This window comes from Glycomyces sp. MUSA5-2, from assembly GCF_037034145.1.
Taxonomy (GTDB): Bacteria; Actinomycetota; Actinomycetes; order Mycobacteriales; family Micromonosporaceae; genus Glycomyces; species Glycomyces artemisiae.
Genome location: NZ_JBAGKG010000006.1, coordinates 1 through 22,047 on the forward strand (window position 1 = coordinate 1; position 22,047 = coordinate 22,047).

At 71.5% G+C, this 22,047-nt stretch carries 17 protein-coding genes; 7 read left to right on the forward strand and 10 right to left on the reverse strand.

Annotation, left to right across the window (positions count from 1 at the left end):
* Positions 1 to 121 precede the first annotated feature (121 nt).
* From WA640_RS18975 to WA640_RS18990, 4 genes are all read right to left on the reverse strand, one after another.
* Positions 122 to 1,339, reverse strand: coding sequence for a S8 family peptidase (locus tag WA640_RS18975; RefSeq protein ID WP_335989661.1), 1,218 nt, complete (start codon positions 1,337 to 1,339; stop codon positions 122 to 124).
* Between the two features lie 403 nt (positions 1,340 to 1,742).
* The gene (locus WA640_RS18980; RefSeq protein ID WP_335989662.1) at positions 1,743 to 2,924 is read right to left on the reverse strand and encodes a S8 family peptidase; all 1,182 of its coding nucleotides are present in this window, start codon (positions 2,922 to 2,924) and stop codon (positions 1,743 to 1,745) included.
* Positions 2,925 to 3,201: 277 nt separating this feature from the next.
* Positions 3,202 to 4,755, reverse strand: a complete 1,554-nt coding sequence (locus WA640_RS18985) for a S8 family serine peptidase (RefSeq protein ID WP_335989664.1) — start codon at positions 4,753 to 4,755, stop codon at positions 3,202 to 3,204.
* 252 nt (positions 4,756 to 5,007) lie between these two features.
* The gene (locus WA640_RS18990; RefSeq protein WP_335989666.1) at positions 5,008 to 6,831 is read right to left on the reverse strand and encodes an ABC-F family ATP-binding cassette domain-containing protein; all 1,824 of its coding nucleotides are present in this window, start codon (positions 6,829 to 6,831) and stop codon (positions 5,008 to 5,010) included.
* A 212-nt stretch (positions 6,832 to 7,043) separates the two neighbouring features.
* On the opposite strand from WA640_RS18990, the gene WA640_RS18995 reads away from it, so the two are divergent.
* The 4 genes from WA640_RS18995 to WA640_RS19010 all read left to right on the forward strand — a co-directional run bounded on the left by WA640_RS18995 (position 7,044) and on the right by WA640_RS19010 (position 12,759).
* The gene (locus tag WA640_RS18995) at positions 7,044 to 8,894 is read left to right on the forward strand and encodes an ABC transporter ATP-binding protein (protein WP_335989668.1); all 1,851 of its coding nucleotides are present in this window, start codon (positions 7,044 to 7,046) and stop codon (positions 8,892 to 8,894) included.
* Positions 8,891 to 10,684, forward strand: a complete 1,794-nt coding sequence (locus WA640_RS19000; RefSeq protein WP_335989669.1) for an ABC transporter ATP-binding protein — start codon at positions 8,891 to 8,893, stop codon at positions 10,682 to 10,684. Before WA640_RS18995 ends, WA640_RS19000 begins: the two co-directional genes overlap by 4 nt.
* Positions 10,685 to 10,773: 89 nt before the next feature.
* On the forward strand, positions 10,774 to 11,529 hold the full coding sequence (locus tag WA640_RS19005) for a hypothetical protein (RefSeq protein WP_335989670.1): 756 nt from the start codon (positions 10,774 to 10,776) through the stop codon (positions 11,527 to 11,529).
* Positions 11,530 to 11,616: 87 nt separating this feature from the next.
* The gene (locus WA640_RS19010; protein ID WP_335989672.1) at positions 11,617 to 12,759 is read left to right on the forward strand and encodes a hypothetical protein; all 1,143 of its coding nucleotides are present in this window, start codon (positions 11,617 to 11,619) and stop codon (positions 12,757 to 12,759) included.
* A 13-nt stretch (positions 12,760 to 12,772) separates the two neighbouring features.
* Here the strand turns inward: WA640_RS19010 and WA640_RS19015 are convergent, their stop codons facing one another.
* Genes WA640_RS19015 through WA640_RS19025 form a run of 3 tightly spaced genes read right to left on the reverse strand, consistent with a single transcriptional unit; the run spans position 12,773 to position 15,758 of the window.
* Positions 12,773 to 13,570, reverse strand: a complete 798-nt coding sequence (locus tag WA640_RS19015) for a hypothetical protein (RefSeq protein WP_335989674.1) — start codon at positions 13,568 to 13,570, stop codon at positions 12,773 to 12,775.
* Positions 13,567 to 14,736, reverse strand: coding sequence for a pentapeptide repeat-containing protein (locus tag WA640_RS19020; RefSeq protein WP_335989676.1), 1,170 nt, complete (start codon positions 14,734 to 14,736; stop codon positions 13,567 to 13,569). Before WA640_RS19020 ends, WA640_RS19015 begins: the two co-directional genes overlap by 4 nt.
* Positions 14,737 to 14,783: 47 nt before the next feature.
* Positions 14,784 to 15,758, reverse strand: a complete 975-nt coding sequence (locus WA640_RS19025; protein WP_335989678.1) for a GlxA family transcriptional regulator — start codon at positions 15,756 to 15,758, stop codon at positions 14,784 to 14,786.
* 70 nt (positions 15,759 to 15,828) lie between these two features.
* On the opposite strand from WA640_RS19025, the gene WA640_RS19030 reads away from it, so the two are divergent.
* Positions 15,829 to 16,164: a hypothetical protein gene (locus tag WA640_RS19030; RefSeq protein WP_335989680.1), complete on the forward strand. Its 336-nt coding sequence runs from the start codon at positions 15,829 to 15,831 to the stop codon at positions 16,162 to 16,164.
* A gap of 153 nt (positions 16,165 to 16,317) precedes the next feature.
* Complete coding sequence (locus WA640_RS19035) at positions 16,318 to 16,608, forward strand: DUF1905 domain-containing protein (protein WP_106363238.1); 291 nt, start codon at positions 16,318 to 16,320, stop codon at positions 16,606 to 16,608.
* Between the two features lie 553 nt (positions 16,609 to 17,161).
* On the opposite strand, the gene leuA is transcribed toward WA640_RS19035, so the two are convergent.
* From leuA to WA640_RS19050, 3 genes are all read right to left on the reverse strand, one after another.
* On the reverse strand, positions 17,162 to 18,886 hold the full coding sequence (leuA, locus tag WA640_RS19040) for a 2-isopropylmalate synthase (protein ID WP_442904791.1): 1,725 nt from the start codon (positions 18,884 to 18,886) through the stop codon (positions 17,162 to 17,164).
* 246 nt (positions 18,887 to 19,132) lie between these two features.
* Positions 19,133 to 19,711, reverse strand: coding sequence for a nitroreductase family protein (locus WA640_RS19045; RefSeq protein ID WP_335989685.1), 579 nt, complete (start codon positions 19,709 to 19,711; stop codon positions 19,133 to 19,135).
* 134 nt (positions 19,712 to 19,845) lie between these two features.
* The gene (locus tag WA640_RS19050) at positions 19,846 to 20,649 is read right to left on the reverse strand and encodes a hypothetical protein (RefSeq protein WP_335989686.1); all 804 of its coding nucleotides are present in this window, start codon (positions 20,647 to 20,649) and stop codon (positions 19,846 to 19,848) included.
* 130 nt (positions 20,650 to 20,779) lie between these two features.
* Here WA640_RS19050 and WA640_RS19055 point away from each other — a divergent pair, with 130 nt between their 5' ends.
* Complete coding sequence (locus tag WA640_RS19055; RefSeq protein WP_335989688.1) at positions 20,780 to 22,045, forward strand: aspartate kinase; 1,266 nt, start codon at positions 20,780 to 20,782, stop codon at positions 22,043 to 22,045.
* Positions 22,046 to 22,047: the final 2 nt, after the last annotated feature.

A 22,047-nucleotide genomic window follows, 5' to 3' on the forward strand; every position in this document is an offset into this window, starting at 1 on the left:
TACGACGGCGGGGCCCGCGCCGTGAGGCGCGGGCCCCGCCCATCTCATCCCAACAGGAGGTTGTCGGCCAGGGCAGTGCTACCGGCTTCTGCTGCTGGAGGCGTTGCTACTGAAGGCGGTGCTACTGAAGGAAAGCGGTGTTCAGCAGCAGGTTGGGGCTGCCGTTGACGCCGTCGACGGCGTCGGGAACGGCGCCTTCGGTGAGGGCGGCCGCGACCTCGTCGGGGGTGGCGTCCGGGTTGGATTCCAGGAACAGGGCGGCGACGCCCGCGACGTGCGGGGTGGCCATGGAGGTGCCGGAGATGGTGTTCTCGGCGTCGTCGCCGTCGATCCACGACGAGGTGATGCCCACGCCGGGGGCGAGGATGTCGACGCACTCGCCGAAGTTGGAGAAGGAGGCGGCGGCGTCGTCTTCGTCGGTGGCGCCCACGGTGATCGCGGAGGGCTCGGAGCCGGGGGACACGTTGCACGCGTCCTGGCCCTCGTTGCCCGCGGCGATCGCGAAGGTGACGCCGGAGTCGACGGCGGCGGCGATGGCGTCGTTGAGGGCCTGGCTGAAGCCCCCGCCGAGGCTCATGTTGGCGACGGCCGGGCCGGTGGCGTTCTGGGCGACCCAGTCGATGCCGGAGATGATGGCGGAGTAGGAGCCCGAGCCGTTGTCGTCGAGGACGCGGACGGCGCGGATGGTGACGTCCTTGGCGAGGCCGTAGGTGGTGCCGCCGATGGTCCCGGCGACGTGGGTGCCGTGGCCGTGGCCGTCGGCGGGGTCGGTGTCGTCGTCGATGAAGTCGTAGCCTTCGCCGACGCGCCCTTCGAATTCGGTGTGGGTCGCGTTCAGGCCGGTGTCGAGCACGAACGCCTCGACGCCGGAGCCGGTCTGCGTGTACTCGTAGGAGGCGTCGAGCGGGAGCGCGTCCTGGTCGACGCGGTCGAGGCCCCACGACGGCGGGTCGGCCTGGACCTCGGAGACGTGGGCGAGCTGGTCCTGCTCGACGTAGGCGACGGAGTCGTCGGCGGCGAGTTCGAGGGCCTCGGACTCGGTCAGTTCGGCGACGTAGCCGTTGACGGTGCCGAGCGTGTGCTCGATGTCGATGTCCACGCCGAGGTCGTCGGCGAGGGCGGTCAGGCCGGGGGCCTGGTCTTCGAGGACGACGATGTAGGAGCCGTCGATGGCGTCGGGGGAGTCGGCGCCGATGATGTGGGCCTGCGCGGGCTCCTCGGCGTTCGCGAACGAGGTGGCGGCGATGGCGGACCCGCCGGCGGCGACCGCCGCGGCGGCGATGGCCGCGGCGGTGCGCACGTGTCGGCGCTGGGGCTTTCTGGTTCCTGCCGTAGACAAGAGGAACTCCTTCGGTTGTCCCCGGCGTGGGCGCGGTGCTTGGGCCGCGCCCGCCTCGGGGGGAGGGTTTTCGGGTGGGGCCCGGTGCTCTGGGGGGAGCGGGGGAGGACCCCGGGGTCCGGCGGCGTCGTGCTGCCGGCCGAAGCGCGGACCGGGCCCCCTCGGCCCGGTCCGCGTCACCCGTCCGGGCGCTGCGGCCGTGCGACGGGCCGTCAGACCCTGGCAGTGAGCCTAAACGAGAGAACAAATCGTGTAAAGGGTCCGTACCGGATGAATAGATCAGTGAATGGGCAACCACCGCCAACTGTCCGAAACAGACGAACGGGCTGAAGCGCTGCGTACCGCTGGTACACAGGGCCTCAGCCCGCCTGGTCAGCGGCCTGTCGCGGGGCCGCTCACCGGTTTACAGGTAGGTGTAGAGCAGCCGGTTGGGGCTGCCGGTGCCGGGGCTGGTCACGACGCCGGTGGTGGCGTTGGAGGTGATCCAGCTGGACACCGCGGACGGGGACGCGCTCGGGTTCGCCTGGAGGTACAGGGCGGCGACGCCCGCGACGTGCGGGGAGGCCATCGAGGTGCCCGAGATGGTGTTGGTCGCGGAGTTGGACGAGTACCACGCCGAGGTGATCGACGAGCCCGGCGCGAAGACGTCCACGCAGCTCCCGTAGTTCGAGTAGGAGGCGCGGGCGTCGGTGGAGGTGGTGGCGCCGACGGTGATGGCCGTGGGCGTGGAGGCGGGGGAGCGGTTGCACGCGTTGGTGGACTCGTTGCCGGCGGCGACCACGAAGGTGACGCCGGAGGAGACCGCCTGGGTGACCGCGTTGTTCAGGGACGCGGAGTAGCCGCCGCCGAGGCTCATGTTGGCGACGGCGGGCTTGATGGCGTTGGTGCGCACCCAGTTGATGCCGTTGATGACCCCGGCGGTGGTGCCGGAGCCGGCGTTGTCGAGGACGCGCACGGCGTGGAGCGTCACGTTCTTCGCGACGCCGTAGGTGGTCCCGCCGATGGTGCCCGCCACGTGGGTGCCGTGGCCGTTGCCGTCCTGCGGGGTGGAGTCGTTCTGGATGAAGTCGTAGCCCGCGCCGACGCGCCCGCTGAACTGCGAGTGGGACGCGTTGATGCCGGTGTCGACGATGTAGGCGTGGACGCCCGCGCCGGTGTAGTTGTAGGTGTACGTGCCCGACAGGGGCCGGTTGCGCTGGTCGATGCGGTCGATGCCCCAGGTCGCGCCGGTCTGCGTGGCCTGGGTGGTGAACGCGGCGTTCTGCTCGACGAACGCGACGCCGTCCTGCGCGGCGATCTCCCGAGCTTCGAGCTCGGTCGACTCCACGAGGAACGCGTCGACGCCCCGGTAGGTCTCGACGACGTCGGCGCCGCCGCCTTCGACGCTCTTGACCTGCGTCGAGAACGACGCGTCGTCTTCGAGGACGACGATGTACTCGCCGGCGATGGCCCCGGCGGCGTCCTCGCCGAGGATCGCGCCGTACTCGGGCGCGGCCTCGGCGGCGGTCGCGGTGAACGCGAGCGCGGTGACTGCTGCGGCGGCGAGCGCCGCGGCGGCGCTCAGCCTGGTTCTGGTGGGTGACATGGACATTGGTCCCTTCGGGTGGTCCCGGCGAGTCCAGCGCCGGGACGGGGGTTTTCGGGGTACTGCGGGTACTGCGGGGGTAGTGCAGGGGATCGGGACGGCGCCCGTCCGTCCGCGGTGGACGGATGGGCACCGGGCCTCGTGCATCGTACGGGTGCCGGGCGGCCCCGGTCGCGCGTCCGCCGCTGCGACGGCTCCAGGTCGCGGTGCGCGGCGGCTGCGGCCGACGGGGAGGGTCCGCCCCGGTCACCCGCTATTCAGTTGTGAGGGGGGCGGATCAGAGTTCGAGGGTCCAGGAGTTGAGGCGCCCGGAGTCCCCGGAGTACGCGTCGACGATGCGCAGCGTCCAGGTCCCGGCGGCGGTCTCGTTGGCGAGGTTCACGGTGTACGTGGCGATCACGTTGTCGGCCGAGTCGCTCGCGGAGGACGACTTCAGCGCGTAGCTGGTGCCGTCGGGGGCGATCAGGCTGATGGCGAGGTCGCCGCGGTAGGTGTGCGTGATGTTCACGGCCACGGTCGAGTTGGAGCGGGCGGTGCCGTCGCAGGCGAGCGTCAGGGTCGAGTTGACGGTGGCGCGGTCGGCGATGGCGGTCGCGGTGGAGTTCGTGGCGGCGCAGTCGCTCGGCTCGGGGTCGCCGCCGCCGTCCTCGTCGCCGGTGTACAGCAGCAGGTTCGGGCTGCCCTGGACGTCGGAGACGCGGCCGGTCCCGGCGTTGCCGGTGATCCACGCGGCCACGTCGTCGGTGGTCGCACTCGGGTTGAGGCCCAGGTAGACCGCGGCGGCGCCCGCGACGTGCGGGGAGGCCATGGAGGTGCCGGAGATGGTGTTGGTGGCGGAGTTGGAGGAGTACCACGCGGAGGTGATGTCCACGCCCGGCGCGAACACGTCCACACAGGACCCGAAGTTGGAGAAGTAGGCGCGGGTGTCGGTGTCGTCGGAGGCGGCGACGGTGATCGCCGAGGGTGCGGAGGCCGGGGACACGTTGCACGCGTCCTGGTCCTCGTTCCCGGCGGCGACCGCGAAGGTCACCCCGGCGTCCACGGCGGCCTCGACGGCGTTGTTGAGCGACGCGGAGTAGCCGCCGCCCAGGCTCATGTTCGCCACGGCGGGCTCGACCGCGTTGGCCGCCACCCAGTTGATGCCGTTGACGACGCCGGCGGTGGTGCCCGACCCGGAGTTGTCGAGGACGCGGACCGCGTGGAGGGTCACGTTCTTCGCGACGCCGTACGTGGTGCCGCCGACGGTCCCGGCGACGTGCGTGCCGTGGCCGTTGCCGTCCTGCGGCGTCGAGTCGTTCTGGATGAAGTCGTACCCGGCGCCGACGCGCCCGGCGAACTCGCTGTGCGAGGCGTTGATGCCGGTGTCCACGATGTACGCGTGGACGCCCGTCCCGTCGCCGAGGTACTCGTAGCTCCCGTCGAGCGGCAGGTCGAGCTGGTCGATCCGGTCGATGCCCCACGTCGCGTTCGGCTGCACGTCGGCGATGGAGACGACCGCGTTCTGCTCGACGAACGCGACGCCGTCCTGCGCGGCGATCTCCCGGGCCTGCTCCTCGGTGGACTCCACGAGGAAGGCGCCGACCTCGCCGTACGCGGCGACGACGTCGGCGCCGCCGCCCTCGATGCTCTTGTTCTGCGCGGAGAACGAGGCGTCGTCGTCGAGGACGACGAGGTACTCGCCGTCGATGACGTCGGGGGAGGCGGCGTTCAGGATCTCGCCGAGCGGTGCGGCGTTGGCGGCGAGGCCGCCGAAGGTGAGCGAGCCGACGGCCGCCGCGCCTGCGATGGCGGCGGCGGATATTCGGCGGACGGAACGGTGCGAGACGGTCATAGGGGGGTACTCCCTCTCGGTTCAGTTGTTCACCGCGCGAAGCGAAACAATGGGATGCATCCGCGCGGAAGACGCAGTTCGGTGGAACCGGCCTTTTTGGGCTTTCACACCGAGGTTAGGGAAGTCACAACATAAAGTGAAGACCCTGGAAGACCCCCATAAATCACTGAATGAAGAGTCGGTTACCAACCGGTATGAGCGGTCCTGAAACTGGTAGGATGTTTGGTTCGTCCGCACGCCCGCCGGGCCGGGCTACTCCGCGAGCTCCATCCACCGCTCCTCGATCGCGTCCCGCTCCGCCTCCAGGGCCGTCAGCTTCCCTTGCAGCTCAGAGAGCTTGCCCGGGTCGGTCGCGAACTCGGCCATCTCCGCGTGCACCCCCGCGATCCCCGACTCCGCCCTCTCCAGCCGCCGCTCCAGTTTGGACAGCTCCTTCTGGACGGCCCGGTCCTGCGCCCCCGACGCCTTCGCCGCCGGAGCCGCGGCGGCGGGCGCCGCCTGGGTCTGCCCGCCCGCGCTCCTGACCGCGCCCTTGGGCGCCTCGCCGCGCCGCTCCAGGTACTCCTCCACGCCCCGCGGCAGCATCCGAAGGCGCCTGTCGCCCAGCAGGGCCCACGTCTCGTCGGCGACCCGCTCGGTGAAGTACCGGTCGTGGCTCACCACGACCATCGTCCCCGCCCAGTCGTCGAGCAGGTCCTCCAGCTGCGTCAGCGTCTCGATGTCGAGGTCGTTCGTCGGCTCGTCGAGGAACAGCACGTTCGGCTCGGCCATGAGCAGCCGCGCCAGCTGGAGCCGCCGCCGCTGCCCGCCCGACAGGTCGCGCACGAGCGTGCGCTGGCGCCCGCCGACGAACCCGAGCCGCTCGGCGAGCTGCCCGGCGCTCATCTCCTTCTTCCCGAACTGGACCCGCTTGGCCACCAGCTCGATCGCTTCGAGGACCCGCCAGGACCCGTCGAGGTCCTCCATGTGCTGCGTCAGCCACGCCAGCTTCACCGTGCGGCCCACCTTGACCCGCCCGGCCGCGGGCTGCCGCTCGCCGGTGCCGTCCCAGTCGGCGGCCTGCGCGAGGGTCCGCAGCAGCGAGGTCTTCCCGGCGCCGTTGACGCCGAGCAGCCCGATCCGCTTGCCCGGGCCCAGGATCCAGTCGAGGTGCTCCAGGAGCGTCTGGTCCCCGGCCTTGACGGTGACGTCCTCGGCCTCGAACACGGTCTTGCCGAGCCGCCCGGTCGCGAACGACACGAGCTCGGCAGTGTCGCGCGCGGGCGGCTCGTTCGCGATGAGCTCGTTCGCCGCGTCGACGCGGAACTTCGCCTTCCCCGTGCGCGCCTTCGCGCCCCGGCGCAGCCACGCCAGCTCCTTGCGCATGAGGTTCTGGCGCTTCTCCTCGGCGACGTTCGCCTGCCGCTCGCGCTCGGCCCGCGCGAGCACGTACGCCGAATAGCCGCCGTCGTACTCGAACACGCTGCCGCGCTGCACGTCCCAGATCCGGTCGCAGATCTCGTCGAGGAACCACCGGTCGTGCGTGACGACCACGACCGCCGCCCGCATCGTGTTCACATACCTTGCGAGCCAGGCGATCCCCTCGATGTCGAGGTGGTTCGTGGGCTCGTCGAGCAGGAGCAGGTCCGCGTCCGACGTGAGGACCCGCGCGAGGTCGGTGCGGCGGCGCTCGCCGCCGGAGAGGACGCCGATCGACGAGTCGAGGCCCTCGGGGAGCGCGGGCGCGTCCAGGCCGCCGAAGAGGCCGGTGAGGATCTCGCGGACCTTCGGGTCCGAGGCCCACTCGTGCGCGTCGAGGCCGCCGAACAGGGACTCGCGCACCGTGGCGGCGCCGTCGAGGCCGTCGGTCTGGCCGAGCACGGCCACGCGGGTGCCGCCGGTGTGCACGACGCGGCCCGAGTCGGGCTCGTCGGCGCGGGCGATGAGCCGCAGCAGCGTGGACTTCCCGTCGCCGTTGCGGCCGACGACGCCCACGCGCTGGGACGCGGCGATGCCGAGGGAGACCGCGTCGAGGACGACCTGGTCGGGGTAGGCCTTCGAGACGGTTTCGAGGTTGACGAGATTGGGCGCTGACACGAGGAACAAGCCTACCCGGGCGCCCGGCCGCACCCGATCGGGTGACAAACGGGCCGCAGGGGCCCGTTTTCGTCGGACCCGGCGGGAACGATCGCACCTACTCTTTCCCCTCGGGCGGGTGGGGGCTCGGGATGGCCGACGGAGATGCGCCCGCACCGCGACTCTGGTATGGTGTCATCGCACAGTCATCATGACATCATGAATGGATTCATATGGCACCCCCGCTGAACCCGCGCTTCGAGGCCGCCCGCGCGATCCTCACCGTCGTCCGGCTCCTGCCCCGCATCAGCCGCCCCCGCACCGCGCTCTTCACCGCCACCACCGTCCTCACCGCCGCCCTCCCCCTCGCCATGACCATCGCCACCGGCCTCCTCATCGGCGCCGTCCCCGCCGCCGCAGCCGCCGGACCCGGCTCCCCCGAAGCCCGCACCGCCTACCTCCTCCTCGCCGCAGGCGCCACCGCACTCCTCCTCGGCCGCCTCGCCTCCCACCTCCACAACGCCGTCGCCGCCAACCTCGGCCGCGACCTCGAACTCCTCCTCCAAGACCGCCTCCTCGCCGCCGTCGCCCGCCCCGTCGGCATCAGCCACCTCGAAGACGACGAAGTCCTCGCCCTCCTGCGCATCGCCCGCCAGCTCGGCGCCGACTTCATCCGCCCCGAACGCGCCATCCGCGGCCTCGCCGCCATCGCCCCCGAATTCCTCGCCGCCGCAGGCGCCTCCGTCGTCCTCTGCTTCTTCAACCCCTGGATCGGCCTCGCCTGGCTCCTCGCCTGGCCCGCGATCTTCATCGCCATGCAGGCCGACTACACCCGCGTCGGCAAGACCGCCTACCTCCGCTCCACCGAGATGCGCGAGACCGAATACCTCCGCGACCTCGCCATCACCGCCGAACCCGCCAAGGAGATCCGCGTCTGGGGCCTCATGGGCTGGCTCCTCGACCGCTACGACCGCCAGTGGACCGACCGCATGGAGTACTCCGCACGCCACCAGCGCCTCAGCCCCCGCACCGCCGTCGGCGTCATCGCCACCCTCCTCGCCCTCACCACCGCCACCGCCCTCGCGCTCGCCGACGCCGGACTCACCGGCGCCGTCACCTTCGCCGCCCTCGCCGTCTACCTCGTCGCCCTCACCACCATGTTCAGCTTCTCCGCGTTCGACGACACCGCCGCGTTCCTCAGCCTCGGCTCCCTCCCCGTCCCCAAGGTCCTCGCCCTCGACGACCGCCTCACCGGCACCGAGACGGCCCCCACCGCCGAACTCCCCGCCGCCGCACCCGAACACGCCATCCGCTTCGAACACGTCGACTTCGCCTACCCCGGCGCCGCCCGCCCCGTCATCGAAGGACTCGACCTGGAGATCGAAGCCGGCACCTCCCTCGCGATCGTCGGCCACAACGGCGCCGGCAAGACCAGCCTCGTCAAACTCCTCGCCGGCCTCTACGAACCCACCGGCGGCCGCATCACCGCCGACGGCACCGACCTCGCCGACGTCGACCCCGCCGCCTGGCGCACCCGCCTCTCCGCGCTCTTCCAGGACTTCACCCGCTACCAGCTCACCGTCCGCGACAACATCGCCTTCGGCGCACCGCACCTCGCCGCCGACACCGACCTCATCTGGAAAGCCTGCGAGCCCATGGGCATCCGCGCCCTCATCGAATCGCTCCCCAAAGGACTGGAGACGGTCCTGTCGAGCGAGTACGGCGGCGGCACCGACCTCTCCGGCGGCCAGTGGCAGCGGATCGCGCTGGCCCGCGCGCTGTTCGCCGTCCAGGCGGGCGCGAAGGTCCTCATCCTCGACGAGCCCGCCGCGGCGCTCGACGTGCGCGCCGAGGCCGAGCTGTACGAGCAGTTCCTCGACATCACCGCGGGACTCACGACGATCGTGATCTCCCACCGGTTCTCGACCGTGCGCCGCGCCGACCGGATCGTCGTCCTCGACGGCGGCCGCGTCGTCGAGGACGGCTCCCACGCCGACCTCATGGCCCTCGGCGGCCGCTACGCCGAAGCGTTCACCCTGCAGGCCAACCGCCTCGCCCGCACCGCGCCCCTGGAGTCCGAATGACCACCCGCATCCGCAAGGGCCTGCGCGGCCTGAAGTACGCACTGGCCGTGGGCTTCCGCTCGCACCCGAAGGCCACCGTCGCGCAGCTCGTCCTCGGCGTCGCCCAGGCCGTGCTCATGCCGGCCACCGTGTACCTCACCAAGGTCATCATCGACGCCGTCCAGCACGGGCAGACCCGCGAGGCGTGGCTCGCCGGGGCCGGGCTCGGCCTCGGGGTGGCGCTCATCTGGGCCGTGGTCTTCGTCTACGTCAAGCTCGTGTTCCTCGTCCTCGACCACACCGCGCGCGCCTCCGACCGGGAGATCATGGAGCTCATGGGCACCCCGCCCGGGCTCGACCACCACGAGCGGCCCGACCACCTCGACCAGGTGCAGCGCATCCGCGAGGACCGGTGGCTGCTCTCGGGGGCCGTCAACTGGCTCGCGCAGTGCGTGCGCGCGTTCGTGACGATCGTCGTCGGCGGCGCGCTCCTGGCCGCCGTCCACCCGCTGCTGCTGGTGTTCCCGCTGATCGCCCTCGGGGCGATGGCGATCGCGAAGCGCTCCGGGGACGTCGAGGTGCAGGTCCAGGAGGCCACGAGCGAACCGGAGCGGCGCCGCCGCCACCTGTTCGAGGTCGCCACGCTCGCCGAGTCCGGGAAGGAGCTGCGGGTCTTCGGGTCCGCCGCCGAGATCGGCCGCCGCCACCACGAGACCGGCGCCGCCGTCGTCGCCGAACGCAACCGGGGCCAGTGGAAGGCCGCGCGCATCGCCACCGGCGAGGGCGTCCTGTCCGCGCTCGGCATGGCCGCCGCGATCGGCATCGTCCTGTACCTGGCGATCCGCGGGCAGGCCACCGCGGGCGACGTGGTCCTGCTCGTGTCCCTCATCGGCATGGTCGCGAACGCCGCGGGCGGCATCGCAATCCAGTCGGCGCTCCTGGTCCGCACCGCGAAGCTCGGCTCCCGCCTGATGTGGCTGCGCGCCTACGCGTCCCAGTCCAGCGGGCCCGCCGTCCCCCTGCCCGTCCCGGCCCGCCTCGACGACGGCATCCGCCTCGACGGCGTCACCTTCGCCTACCCCGAGGCCGAACGGCCCTCCCTCGACGACGTCACGCTCACCCTCCCCGCGGGCAACGTGGTCGCGCTCGTCGGCGAGAACGGCGCCGGAAAGACCACGCTCGTCAAGCTCCTGTCCGGTTTCTACCAGCCGACCGCCGGGGCGATCACCGTCGACGGCGCGAACCTCGCCGACTTCGAGACCGACGAGTGGCGCGAGCGCATCGGCGCGACCTACCAGGACTTCACGCACTTCGAGTTCACCGCCCGCGAGACCGTCGGCATCGGCGACTTGAAGAGCGGCTACGACGACGCCGCGGTCCGCGCCGCCATGGCCCGCGCCGGGGCCGACGACGTCATCGACGACCTCCCCTCCGGCCTCGACACGCGCCTGGGCGCCCGCTGGGACGACGGCACCGACCTCTCCGGCGGCCAGTGGCAGAAACTCGCCATCGGCCGCGGCCGGATGCGCCGCGACCCGCTCCTGGTCGTCTTCGACGAGCCGACCGCCGCCCTCGACCCGCAGACCGAGCACGCCCTGTTCGAGCGCTTCGCCGAGGAGGTCCGCGCCGGGCGCGCCCGCGGCACCGTCACCGTCCTGGTCTCCCACCGGTTCTCGACCGTGTCGATGGCCGACCTCATCGTCGTCCTCGACGGCGGCCGCGTCGCCGAGTCCGGCACCCACGACGAGCTCATGGCCCGCGGTGGCGCCTACGCGGAGCTGTACGCGCTCCAGTCGTCCGCCTACCGCTGACCGACCCCTCCGGGGCGTGTCCATAGAATGCGCAAGGTCCCGGCCCGCCCGGGCCGGGACCCCACCTCTCCGAAACCGGATGCGCCCCAATGGAACACGAACCCGACGTACCGCGCGGCGAACCCGCCGACGCCACTCCCGAGACCGCGGCCGACGAGAACGCGGCGAGTGAGACGGCGGTGGCGGAGCAGGCCGCGGCCGAGACGGCGGCGCTTGAGCACGCAGTAGCCGAGAAGGCGGCGGTCGAGGCGACGACCGCCGAAGCGACGACCGCCGAGGGCACGGTCGGGGAGATCACCGTCGAACCCGGCGTCCCCCGCCCCGGCACCGAAGCCGCCGACCCCGAGCCCCGACCGGGCCCCGACGGCTGCCCCCACCGCGCCCGCCTGCGCGACCTCACCCCCGGCGGCCGCGCCCTCTACGCCCTCGGCCTCCTCGCGGTCGCCGCCGCCGGACTCGTCCAGATCGCGGCCCTCTTCGTCGGCGGGTTCCTCGTCTCGATCGGCACCGAGTTCGCCGAGCGCGCCCTCATCGAAGGCGTCCTGTTCATCCTCGGCTCCATGTTCGGCCTCATCGGCGTGTTCGCCCTCCCCGGCACCTGGCGCCGCCTCCACCGCCCCGAAGCCCCGATCCTCTGGCTCGCCGCCGCAGGGATCGCCCTCACCACCACCGCGCTCGCCCTCCTCGCCGGCCCCGCGGCCCTCCCCTGGGCGGCCGCCGTCGCCGCCCCCAACCTCGCCGTCGCCGCCCTCCTCGCCTACCTCCGCACCGTCCTCGACCCCCGCGACACCTGCGACACCCACCCCGCCCTCCCCACCCGCTCCCGCTACCTCCGCCGCCCTTGACGCCCCCGCGAACCGGCCCCTAGAATTCCCTCACCCCACCCGCCCCACGGCCGGGACCTTGCCCTTTGTGTCACTGAAAGCCCCAAAATGGATAACCAAACGCCGGAATCGGCGCGAATCGACCTGCCCATAACCGTCGAATCCGCCGAACCCCACGCCCCGGCCGCCGCATCGCACGCCGCCCGCGGCCGCTGCACCCACCGGCCGCAATGGAGCGACCTGTCGTTCCTGTCGAAATACCGCGTCATCCGCCACCTCATCGCCGCCGCCGCGGCACTCGCCGTCGCCGCCGGGTGCCTGACCGAAGGCATCCAGACGATGCGGTCCGGCCTCGACGGCGCCGACGACCTCCGCACAGCCCTCGGCGTCATCGCCATGCTCACCGCGATCCCACTGGCGGCCGGACCGATCGAGTACCTGCGCACCCTCCGCAGCCCCCACCGCCCGAGTCACCGCGTGCTCCGCCTGCACAACACCGCACTGTTCGCGCTCTTCTGCTTCGCCTGCGCCGACCTCGCCGACAACGAGTGGCTCATCCTCACGACCATCCCCGCCTTCGCCCTCATGCAGGAGCTCAGGTTCCTCCGCTTCCGACTCACCGACCGGGCCACTTGCGCCACCGATCCTGAAGGCGCGCTGATGCTCCGGCTCATGCGCAAACGGGCGGACCTCGACGCGAGAACGGACGAGGAGCGCGAACACCACTACGGGCCGCGGATCACGATCGACGGCTTCGATTCGTGGACATGCCCGCACACCATCACCTGGGCGCAACTGCGGACACGCGCCAAGATCGAGGCCCTCGCCTCCAACGGCATCCAGCACCTGTACCTGCTCGGCGCGCTGCTCGTCGTCACCGCAGTCGTCGCCAACACCGAGCGCTTCCCGCTCCCCGGCCTCGAAGGCGTCGAGTTCACCGTCGCGATCGGCGTCGCCATGGGCCTGGCCTGGATGAACCAGATCGCCTACCGCAGCGCCGGAGGCGGGCCGCACCTCCACCGGATGCCTCTCTCGGCGGCCGCATGGGCGATCGCCGCATACGCGTCGACCGGCGCGCTCGCCGCCGCAACAGCCGCCGTCCTCGACCGGCCGTATCTGTGGGCCGTGGTCCCGTTGGCGCTCTACATGATCTACGGGAACATCGACCACTTCGCGGATTGCACCCCTGCGTCGACATGCAAGTCCAGGCCCGGGTTCACCCGCAGCATCCAGGCCGACCTGAAGGCCTGAACCGAGCTGCCGCTCAGAACATCACGGCCCGGTTCGGGTGGTCTTCGCTTGCGGGGCAGTAGTAGAGCTGCAGCGTGTACCCGCGGCCGATGGTCACCCCGACCGGGTCGGCGAACTCCCAGCCGGTGCCTGCTTCCTCGACGGGCTGCCAGCTCCCGGTGCCGCCGTCGAACTCGCCCGACCCGGCGGTGAGCAGCGGCAGCTGCAACACGCCGCAGTCGCACGCCACCGGGAACGGGTCGACGATGCCCCAGACGCCGCCGTGCCCGAGGGCCTTCCAGCCCGGGGCCTGGGCGTCGCGGTGCGGATACTCGGTGATCGCCTCCGGGTGCAGGACGCACCGCTCCGGCACGTAGTTCTCGTTGCAGGTCAGCGGAACCGGCGCAGCCGCAAGCGGCGACGCCACCGAACCGGCCGTGCGCCGACGCACCTGGAACTCCGGGTTGTACGGCGCCTCGCCCTCGGGGTGGTCGCGCGGGCACCACAGGACCTGGAGGAGGTCGTACCGGTCCGGCCAGGGCAGACCCGGCACGTCCCGGTAGTACAGCTGCGCCACCGGGATCAGCGCCTCGGGCACGCGCTCGCCCTGGACCGATTCAGGGAAGGGCTCGTCGAACAGGTCCTCGTGCTCCAGCCCGCACACCGGCCAGGGCTCATCGGAGGGCCACAGGAGCGGCCCGCCGACGGAACTCTCCGCCGCGGTCGGCTCACCGTGACGGGGATGGAGGCGGATCGCGTTGCGCGCCTGTGCATCGAGCTGCGGGAAGAGCGCGAGGAGGTCGTGGGGCCGCGGCGGGGTCGTGCGGGTCACCGGTCCTCGGTTTCGGGGAGGCGGACGGCGTCGCGCTCGTCGGCGAGGTTGAACACCGGCGGGTGGGACCAGTCGGCGACGCGGGAGAAGTCGAGGGTCGCGGCGTCGATCTGCGGCCGGTCGAAGATGACCGACGTGCCGGTGAAGCTGGCGCCGTTGAAGTCCAGCAGCGGCGCCACGCCGACCGCCGGGGAAGCGCAGATCGTCTTCGTGAAATGGACCTGGCCGCCGGTGAACGCGGTGCCGTCGAACGCCACGTCGCGGGCGAAGTGCGCAGAGCTGAAGTCGAGGAGACCCGCCGCGATCGTCATCTCCGACAACAGGACCGGGCCCGCGAACAGCGTCTCCGTGAACCGCAGCCGGGCGCCGAGGAACCGCGCCCGCGTGAAGTCCACCGGGCCCTCGAAGCGGACGCGGGAGAAGTCGATGGTGCCCGCCGTGAACCGCCCGAACGCGAAGGAGACGCGGCCGAGGAACAGGGCGTCGTTGAGGTTCCCGCCGTCGAGATTCGTTCCAGTGAAGTCGAAGTCGTGCTCGTGCCAGGTGCGCCCCGGCACAGGCTCGCGGCGCAGGCGGCCGCCGACGACGTTGATGACGGTGTGGCGGATGAGCCGCTCCTCCAGGACCGCCCGGAACCGCGGCGGGTCGTTGAGCGCTTCGCGCTCGTGGCGGAACGGCGGCGTCTCGTACGGCATCCGCACGTACGCGCAGAGGACGTTGATGCAGGTCTGGCGCCCCGCGTCCCAGTCGTCGGCGAGCGCGGCCATCGCGTACACCCCGGCGAGCCGGTTCGCGGCGTGGTCTGAGGAGAGCTGGTCCGCGGCCGAGGCGAAGCGCTCGTTGAACAGCTTCGTGGCCTCGCGGACCTCCGTGGCCTCCGTGATCCGCTGCTTCCGGTAGGAGACGGTGAGGGCGATGACGCCGCCGACGCCCGCGATCGCATAGAGGGACAGGCGGATGACCTCAAGGGTGGTGCGGTCGTCGGGGTCCGGGCTGAGCGGAGACGTCTGGTCGCTGGTGAACAGCCACAGTAGACCGGACAGGAGCGCCGACGCCAGGACGACCATGAGCAGGACGTGCACGGAGAGCGGGAAGGTGGGCCGCTCGACACCGCTGCGTTTGAACGCGGTGCGGAAGGCGCTCATGGGGTCGCGAGGGTTCGGCATCGTTCGGTTGTACCAGACGCAGGCGACAGTTCGGGACGCCGAACGGCTCAGCCCCCGGCCGCAGCCCCGCTGGCGGTCCTGCCGAACGCCCGCCGGTACGCCGCGGGCGTCGTGCCGAGCCGGTCCCGGAACCGCCTGCGCAGGTTGAGCGCCGACGACAAGCCGACCCGGACCGCGATGGCCTCGATCGGCAGGTCCGTGTCCTCCAGCAGCGCCTGCGCGGCCGAGATCCGCTGCGACAGCAGCCACTTGCCGGGACTGACGCCCAGCTGCTCGTCGAACCGCCGCGCGAGCGTCCGCACCGACACCCGGCCCCGCTCCGCCAGATCCTCAACGGCCAGCGGCTCATGCAACCGCTCCGCCGCCCATTCCAGCACGGCCCCAAGCGACTCCGACGGCTCCCCGGCCGCCCCGACCGCGTACTGCCGCTGCCCGCCCTCGCGGTGCGGCGGCATCACCATGTGCCGGGCGATCCGCCCCGCCAGCCCGGCGCCGTGATCGCGCCGCACCAGGTGCAGGCACAGGTCGATCCCCGCCGCCGTCCCCGCGCTCGTCGCGATGTCGCCCAAGTCCACGTACAGCGCATCGCAATCCACCTCGACGCCCGGATACCGCGCGGCCAGCTCGTCCGCGTACCGCCAGTGCGTCGTCGCCCGGCGGCCTTCCAGCAGCCCGGCCTCCGCGAGCAGGAACGCCCCGGTGCAGATCGCGACCATCCTGGCCCCGCGCGCATGCGCCGCCCGCACCGCCTCCAGCACTGCCGGACTCGCCTCCGAATCCTTCCCCGCCCACGCCGGGACGAGCACGGTGTCGGCCCTTTCCAGCGCCTCCAGGCCCTCGGTCACCGCGAGCGCGCACCCGCCCGCCTTCGTCGGCACGATCCCCGGCCGCTCCGTGCACACCGTGAACGCATACCGGCTCGGCAGATGCGGCCGGTCCAGCCCGAACACCTCGGCGGCGCTGGCCAGCTCGAACTCGGCCTGCGGCGGCCGGACGAGCGCGACGACCCGGTGAAGCTCCATGGCATGAAAGTACCCCAAGATGACGATCCTGTCACTGTCGCGACCGTCCGCGCCCGGGCAGACTCGACCCATGAACGGGACCATGAGCAAGGCGCGCACCGACATCCAGGCCGTCCAAGTCGACGCGGTCAAACCCGTCGAGGTCGCCCCGGGCGTCATCCGCCGCCACCTCCCCGGCGCGGGCCGCTCCGACGGCTGGCTCTACGACCTCGTGCCCGGCATCGAATGGCCCGAATCCGACCTCCACCCGGGCCTCGCCCGCGCCTACTACGTCCTCTTCGGCGAGATCACCGTCGTCGACCACCACCTGGGCCCCGGCGCCTACCTCGTCCTCGCCCCCGGCGACCCCTTCCGTCCCGGCACCACCACGGGAGCCCGCCTCCTCGGCACCAGCCTCCCGGGCTGACCCCGCCCGCCTCACGGGCCCGGGCCGCCCCGGCACCCACGGGGCATGTCCCGGGCCGCGCCCGGCCCGGCCCCGGTCGGCCCGCCCGGCTTGACGGGTCGACCCGGCCCCCATCTGGGCTCCGGTGTCGGGGCGGGTTCGTATGCTCGGGGCATGGAGCTGGAGTTCAGCGGCGAGATCTGGCATTGGCGCGGGCCCGCGCCCTGGTTCTTCGTGTCGGTGCCCGAGGACGGGTGCCGGGAGTTGGCGGCCGCGTCGGCGGTGGTCAGCTACGGGTGGGGCATGGTCCCGGTGACGGCCGCGATCGGCGAAGTCACCTGGGAGACCTCGTTGTGGCCCAAGGACGGCGGGTACATCGTGCCGCTGAAGGCCGATATCCGGAAGCGGGCCGGGGGCGTCGACGAGGGCGACACCGTGACGGTGCGGCTGGAGGTCGATGTGTGATCCGGGATTCCCTTGTGCAGTTGTTGCGGGCGGCCGACCTGGTGTGGTCGGCCGCCCGCGGTGTGCTCCGCGGAGTGCGGTTCCGGCGGGGGCCGGCTCGCGGGTGGTGTCCCGCGCCCGGTCTCGGTATGGCGACGTTCGCGAATTCCCCCTCTGTCGCCGCCATCCCGCCGATACCGGATGGCGTTTTTGCTATCTACTACAACAGGTGGGGTTGCCAAGTGTCGAATGTGAAGAAGCTACTTGTGGATAACTTTGTGGAGGGTGATGGTTCCGCTGGTCATCGGGCCCTTATCCACAGGCCTGTGGATATCTTCGGGTACAGCGCCGGGGCGGGCCGCGATGCGGCCCGCCCCGGCGGGCTCTTAGCGGTTCGGTCGCTGCTGCGTTCGTGGTGCTCGTCCGGTCGGCTTGTGGCTTGTCCGGGTCCGGCCTCCCTGGTTCGGGCGCGCGGTACGGGCGGGACGGCCTGTGGGGCGTCCCGGGTGCAGCTCAACGGGGACCGGTTCGCGGTCCGTTCGCGACCTCGCCGGGCCGAGGGCCCGGCGGAGCCTCAGGCGCGGTTGTAGGCGCTGGCGACCGCGCGCATGGTGGCGAGGACGATGTTCGGGTGGACGCCCGCGCCCCAGACGGTGCGGCCGTCGATGGCGCACTCGACATAGGAGGCCGCCTGGGCGTGCTGCCCGGCGGACAGGGCGTGCTCGGCGTAGTCGAGGACCTCGACGTGGACGCCCACGGTCGACAGGGCGTCGGTGAACGCCGAGAGCGGGCCGTTGCCGGTGCCGGAGATCTTCTGCTCCACGCCGTCCAGGACGATCGTGGCGTCGAGGTTCAGCTTCTCGTCCGCGTAGGAGGTGTCGTGGTCCTCCACGACCAGGCGTGTGCGCGGCTGGTAGTCCGGGTGGTACTCGCTGCGGAACACCTCGTGGATCTCCTCGGTGGAGATCTCCTTGCCGGACGCGTCGGTGGCCCGCTGGATCGCCTGGCTGAACTCGATCTGCATGCGGCGCGGCAGGTCGAAGCCGTACTCGCTCTGCATGACGTACGCGACGCCGCCCTTCCCGGACTGCGAGTTGACGCGGATGACCGCCTCGTACGTGCGGCCCACGTCCTTCGGGTCGATCGGCAGGTACGGGACGCCCCACGTGAAGTCGTCGATCGCGACGCCCGCGGCGTCCGCGTCGGCCTCCAGGTGCGCGAAGCCCTTCTTGATGGCGTCCTGGTGGGAGCCGGAGAACGCCGTGTACACGAGGTCGCCCGCATACGGATGCCGCTCGTGGACGGGCAGCTGGTTGCAGTACTCGACGGCGCGCTTGATCTCGTCGATGTTGGAGAAGTCGATGCCGGGGTCGACGCCCTGGCTGAACAGGTTCATGCCCAGGGTCACCAGGCACACGTTGCCGGTGCGCTCGCCGTTGCCGAACAGGCAGCCCTCGACGCGGTCCGCGCCGGCCTGCACGGCCAGCTCGGCGGCGGCGACGCCGGTGCCGCGGTCGTTGTGGGGGTGGACCGACAGGATCAGGGACTCGCGGTTCGGGAGGTTGCGGTGCATCCACTCGATGGAGTCCGCGTAGACGTTGGGGGTGGCCATCTCGACGGTGGCGGGCAGGTTCACGATCAGCGGCCAGTCGGGGGTCGGCTGGATGACCTCGGCGACCTTCGCGCACACCTCGACCGCGTAGTCCAGCTCGGTGCCGGTGTACGACTCGGGGGAGTACTCGTAGCGGATCGCCGTGTCGGGGGTGTGGATCTCCTGGTACTTCAGGCACATCCGCGCGCCCTGCGTGGCGATGTCGGTGATGCCGTCGCGGTCCAGGCCGAAGACGACGCGCCGCTGGAGCACCGACGTCGAGTTGTAGAAGTGGACGATCGCCTGCTTCGCGCCGCGCAGGCTCTCGAAGGTCCGGTCGATCAGGTGCTCGCGGCACTGGGTCAGGACCTGGATGGTGACGTCGTCGGGGATGAGGTCCTGCTCGATCAGCTGGCGCACGAAGTCGAAGTCGGTCTGCGAAGCGGAGGGGAAGCCGACCTCGATCTCCTTGTAGCCCATGGCTACCAGCAGCTGGAACATCTTCTTCTTGCGGTCGGGCGTCATCGGGTCGATGAGGGCCTGGTTGCCGTCGCGCAGGTCCACCGCGCACCAGATCGGGGACGTGTCGACCGTCTTGTCGGGCCAGGTGCGGTCGGGGAGGGCGACCTTGAACTGGGAGTGGTACGGCTGGTAGCGCTTCACGCGTTCGGCGAACGGCGCGGAAGAAGACGTGGAAGTCACGGGAATGCTCCTGAAGAATGACGCTGGTTGTCTTGAGCCTTGGACTGATCCAGCCGGCATGCGAGAACCCGCGGCGAGGAGGCCGACCTAGTTGGCCCCGCCGCGGCAGATAAGGAGCATCGAATACCGCATGACGACGTGAGCGTACACCGCGGAACCGGCGCCGGTCGACACCGGCGCCCGGATCGTGGGACGGCGCGGCGCGTCCGCGTGACGCGGCCCCCCGGCCGCCGGGCGCGGCGGGACGGCCGCCTACGGGTTGAGGAGCAGGTCCTCCACCGGCAGCCGCTCGCGGCGCTTGCGGTCCGGGCCCGCCACCGACTCCGGCAGGTCCGCCGGGTCCCCGGCGAGGCCGATCGCCGCGACCGTGGTCGGCACCAGCGGCGCCTCCAGGTCGAACTCCGAGGCCAGCGCCGCGGCGTCGAAGCCGCCCATCTGGCGGACCGTGAGCCCCTCGGCGAGCGCCTGGAACGTGAGATGCGCCATGGCTTGCCCGAGGTCGTACATCGCGTGGGACAGCGGGCCCTTCGCGTTCGCGTCGGTGCGGACGGCGACGAGGAGCGCGGAGGCGTGGCCGGCCCAGTCGCGGTTGCCGGGGTTGAGGCAGTCGAGGACGCGTTTGAACTCGCCGGTGCCGCGCCTGGCGAGGAGGAACCGCCACGGCTGGGTGTTGCCGGCGCTGGGGGCCCAGCGGGCGGCTTCGAGGAGGGCGGCGACCTGGGCGTCGGTCAGGTCGGTGTCGGGGGCGAGGGCGCGGGTGGAGTGGCGGGTGGCGAGGAGCGGGTGGATGGGGACCGCCGTGGTCGCGTGGCGGTCGGTGGGTGCGTTCATGCGCGGTCCTTCGGTTGCAGCGGAGCCCGCCGCGGGTGCCCCTGGCGGGGCCGCCGGGCCGGGCCGGTCGGCGTGGTCGCCATCGTTCATGGTGCCACGCTCAGCAGTCGAAACGGCACGTCCTGTCGCTTTCCTTACTGTCGGGTCGCCTCATCGGGGGACGGACTGCGCGGCGCGGACGGCGTGGCTGAGGGGTCCGCGGTCGGGGTCCCTGAGGGGCTTCCAGAGGGGGTCGCGGACGGGTCGGGGGTGGGGGTGGGTGCTTCGGGCGCCTTGGCGCTCAAGGGTTCCTCTTCGACGATGTCGCCGGGGAGCTCGACGGTGGCGGCGGCGTCGGCGGGTTCGCCGTCGAGTTCGAGGGTGCCGAACTCGCTGCTCTCGACGGAGAGGATCGTGCCGTCCTGGTCGAGGCACCATTCGCCGCCGGGGATGGGGGTGTCGACGACGACGGTGTTCGGGGTGAGGGTGAAGCAGTCGCCTTCTTGCGAGACGGAGAAGGGGAGGTGGCGGTCGAGGAGCAGCGGGAGCCATTCGATGAAGGGCCGCTGCACGCGGGGGTCGTAGGTGCGGGGGATCTCGCCGGTGATCCCGGCGAGCTTGACGCACCGGCCGGCGGCGCATTGGAAGAACCCGCCGGTGGTCCAGGCGACGGTCACGTCGACGGTGCCGCCGAGGGCCCAGTCGGGGACGTCGACGCGCCAGGTGCCGTCCTCGGCGGCCCACATGGTGACCGTGCCGCCCTCCGACCAGGCGTATTCGGCGGTGAAGGACGCGTCGAGCGCCCTGGTGACGCGCCCGATGAGGGTCGCCTGGGCGCTGTGCCGGGGCGGCGCCTCCTGCGGTTCGGGTTCGGCGGTCGCGGTGCCGCACCCGGCTGCCGCGATCACCGCCGCCGCCGTGAGCGCCGCCACTGTCCGCTTCGTCCATCTCGTTCCCACCGGCCGATTCTCTGTCCCGGCACCCGGAACGACCTGGCGACACACCGATACGCACAGCTAAGGTGGCATGGCCGCCCCTCCGGGGGCGCCGAGGATGTCACGCGAGACATGAGCGAGTGAGGTGAAACCCGTGGCGCTAGTCGTGCAGAAGTACGGCGGTTCATCGGTCGAGAATGCCGAGCGCGTCAAGCGCGTCGCCGAGCGAGTGGTCGCGACGCGAAAGCGGGGGGACGACGTGGTCGTCGTCGTCTCCGCCATGGGGGACACCACGGACGAACTGCTCGACCTCGCCGCCCAGGTGTCGCCGGTGCCCGAGCCCCGCGAGCTCGACATGCTGCTGACCGCCGGCGAGCGGATCTCCATGGCGCTGCTGGCGATGGCGATCAACAACCTGGGCTTCCAGGCCCGGTCGTTCACCGGTTCGCAGGCGGGCATGATCACGACGGCCGCGCACGGCGTGGCCCGGATCATCGACGTCACGCCGGGGCGGATCCGCTCCTCGCTCGACGAGGGGTTCATCACGATCGTCGCCGGGTTCCAGGGCGTCAGCCAGGACACGAAGGACATCACGACGCTCGGCCGCGGCGGCTCGGACACGACCGCGGTCGCCCTCGCCGCGGCGCTCGAAGCGGACGTGTGCGAGATCTACTCGGACGTCGACGGGGTGTACTCCGCCGACCCGCGGATCGTCCCGAACGCGAAGAAGCTCGACGCGATCACGTTCGAGGAGATGCTGGAGATGGCCGCCTCGGGCGCGAAGATCCTGCACCTGCGGTCAGTGGAGTACGCCCGCCGGTACGGGCTCCCGCTGCACGTCCGTTCGTCGTACTCGACCAAGACCGGCACGATCGTGTCGGGTTACATGGAGGAGCTTCCCGTGGAGCAAGCACTCATCAGCGGCGTCGCGCATGACGACTCCGAAGCGAAGATCACCGTGACCCGCGTGCCCGACAAGCCGGGCGCGGCGGCGTCGATCTTCCAGGTGATCGCCGACGCCGAGATCGACATCGACATGATCGTGCAGAACGTGTCGACCGCCGCCAACGGCCACACCGACATCTCGTTCACGCTCCCGAAGGAGTCGGGGCCGAAGGCCACGGAGGCGCTGAAGAAGCACCAGGGCGCCATCGGGTTCGAGAAGCTCATCTACGACGAGAACATCGGGAAGGTGTCGCTGATCGGCGCGGGGATGCGGTCGCACCCGGGCGTGACGGCGAACTTCTGCCAGGCGCTCGCTGACGCAGGTGTGAACATCGAGATCATCTCGACGTCGGAGATCCGGATCTCGGTCGTGTGCCGGGACACGGACCTGGCCGCGGCCGTACGCGCCGTGCACGACAAGTTCGACCTCGGCGGCGACGAGGCGGCCGTCGTGTACGCGGGGACGGGGCGGTAGGC

Excerpts from the sequence above, each read along its gene's own strand:
- WA640_RS19045 (WP_335989685.1), bottom strand. The coding sequence starts at position 19,711 with ATGAACGCACCCACCGACCGCCACGCGACCACGGCGGTCCCCATCCAC.
- WA640_RS19010 (WP_335989672.1), top strand. The coding sequence starts at position 11,617 with ATGGATAACCAAACGCCGGAATCGGCGCGAATCGACCTGCCCATAACC.
- WA640_RS19000 (WP_335989669.1), top strand. The coding sequence starts at position 8,891 with ATGACCACCCGCATCCGCAAGGGCCTGCGCGGCCTGAAGTACGCACTG.
- WA640_RS18985 (WP_335989664.1), bottom strand. The coding sequence starts at position 4,755 with ATGACCGTCTCGCACCGTTCCGTCCGCCGAATATCCGCCGCCGCCATC.
- WA640_RS19005 (WP_335989670.1), top strand. The coding sequence starts at position 10,774 with ATGGAACACGAACCCGACGTACCGCGCGGCGAACCCGCCGACGCCACT.
- WA640_RS19020 (WP_335989676.1), bottom strand. The coding sequence starts at position 14,736 with ATGCCGAACCCTCGCGACCCCATGAGCGCCTTCCGCACCGCGTTCAAA.
- WA640_RS18995 (WP_335989668.1), top strand. The coding sequence starts at position 7,044 with ATGGCACCCCCGCTGAACCCGCGCTTCGAGGCCGCCCGCGCGATCCTC.
- WA640_RS19025 (WP_335989678.1), bottom strand. The coding sequence starts at position 15,758 with ATGGAGCTTCACCGGGTCGTCGCGCTCGTCCGGCCGCCGCAGGCCGAG.
- WA640_RS19035 (WP_106363238.1), top strand. The coding sequence starts at position 16,318 with ATGGAGCTGGAGTTCAGCGGCGAGATCTGGCATTGGCGCGGGCCCGCG.
- WA640_RS18980 (WP_335989662.1), bottom strand. The coding sequence starts at position 2,924 with ATGTCACCCACCAGAACCAGGCTGAGCGCCGCCGCGGCGCTCGCCGCC.
- WA640_RS19030 (WP_335989680.1), top strand. The coding sequence starts at position 15,829 with ATGAACGGGACCATGAGCAAGGCGCGCACCGACATCCAGGCCGTCCAA.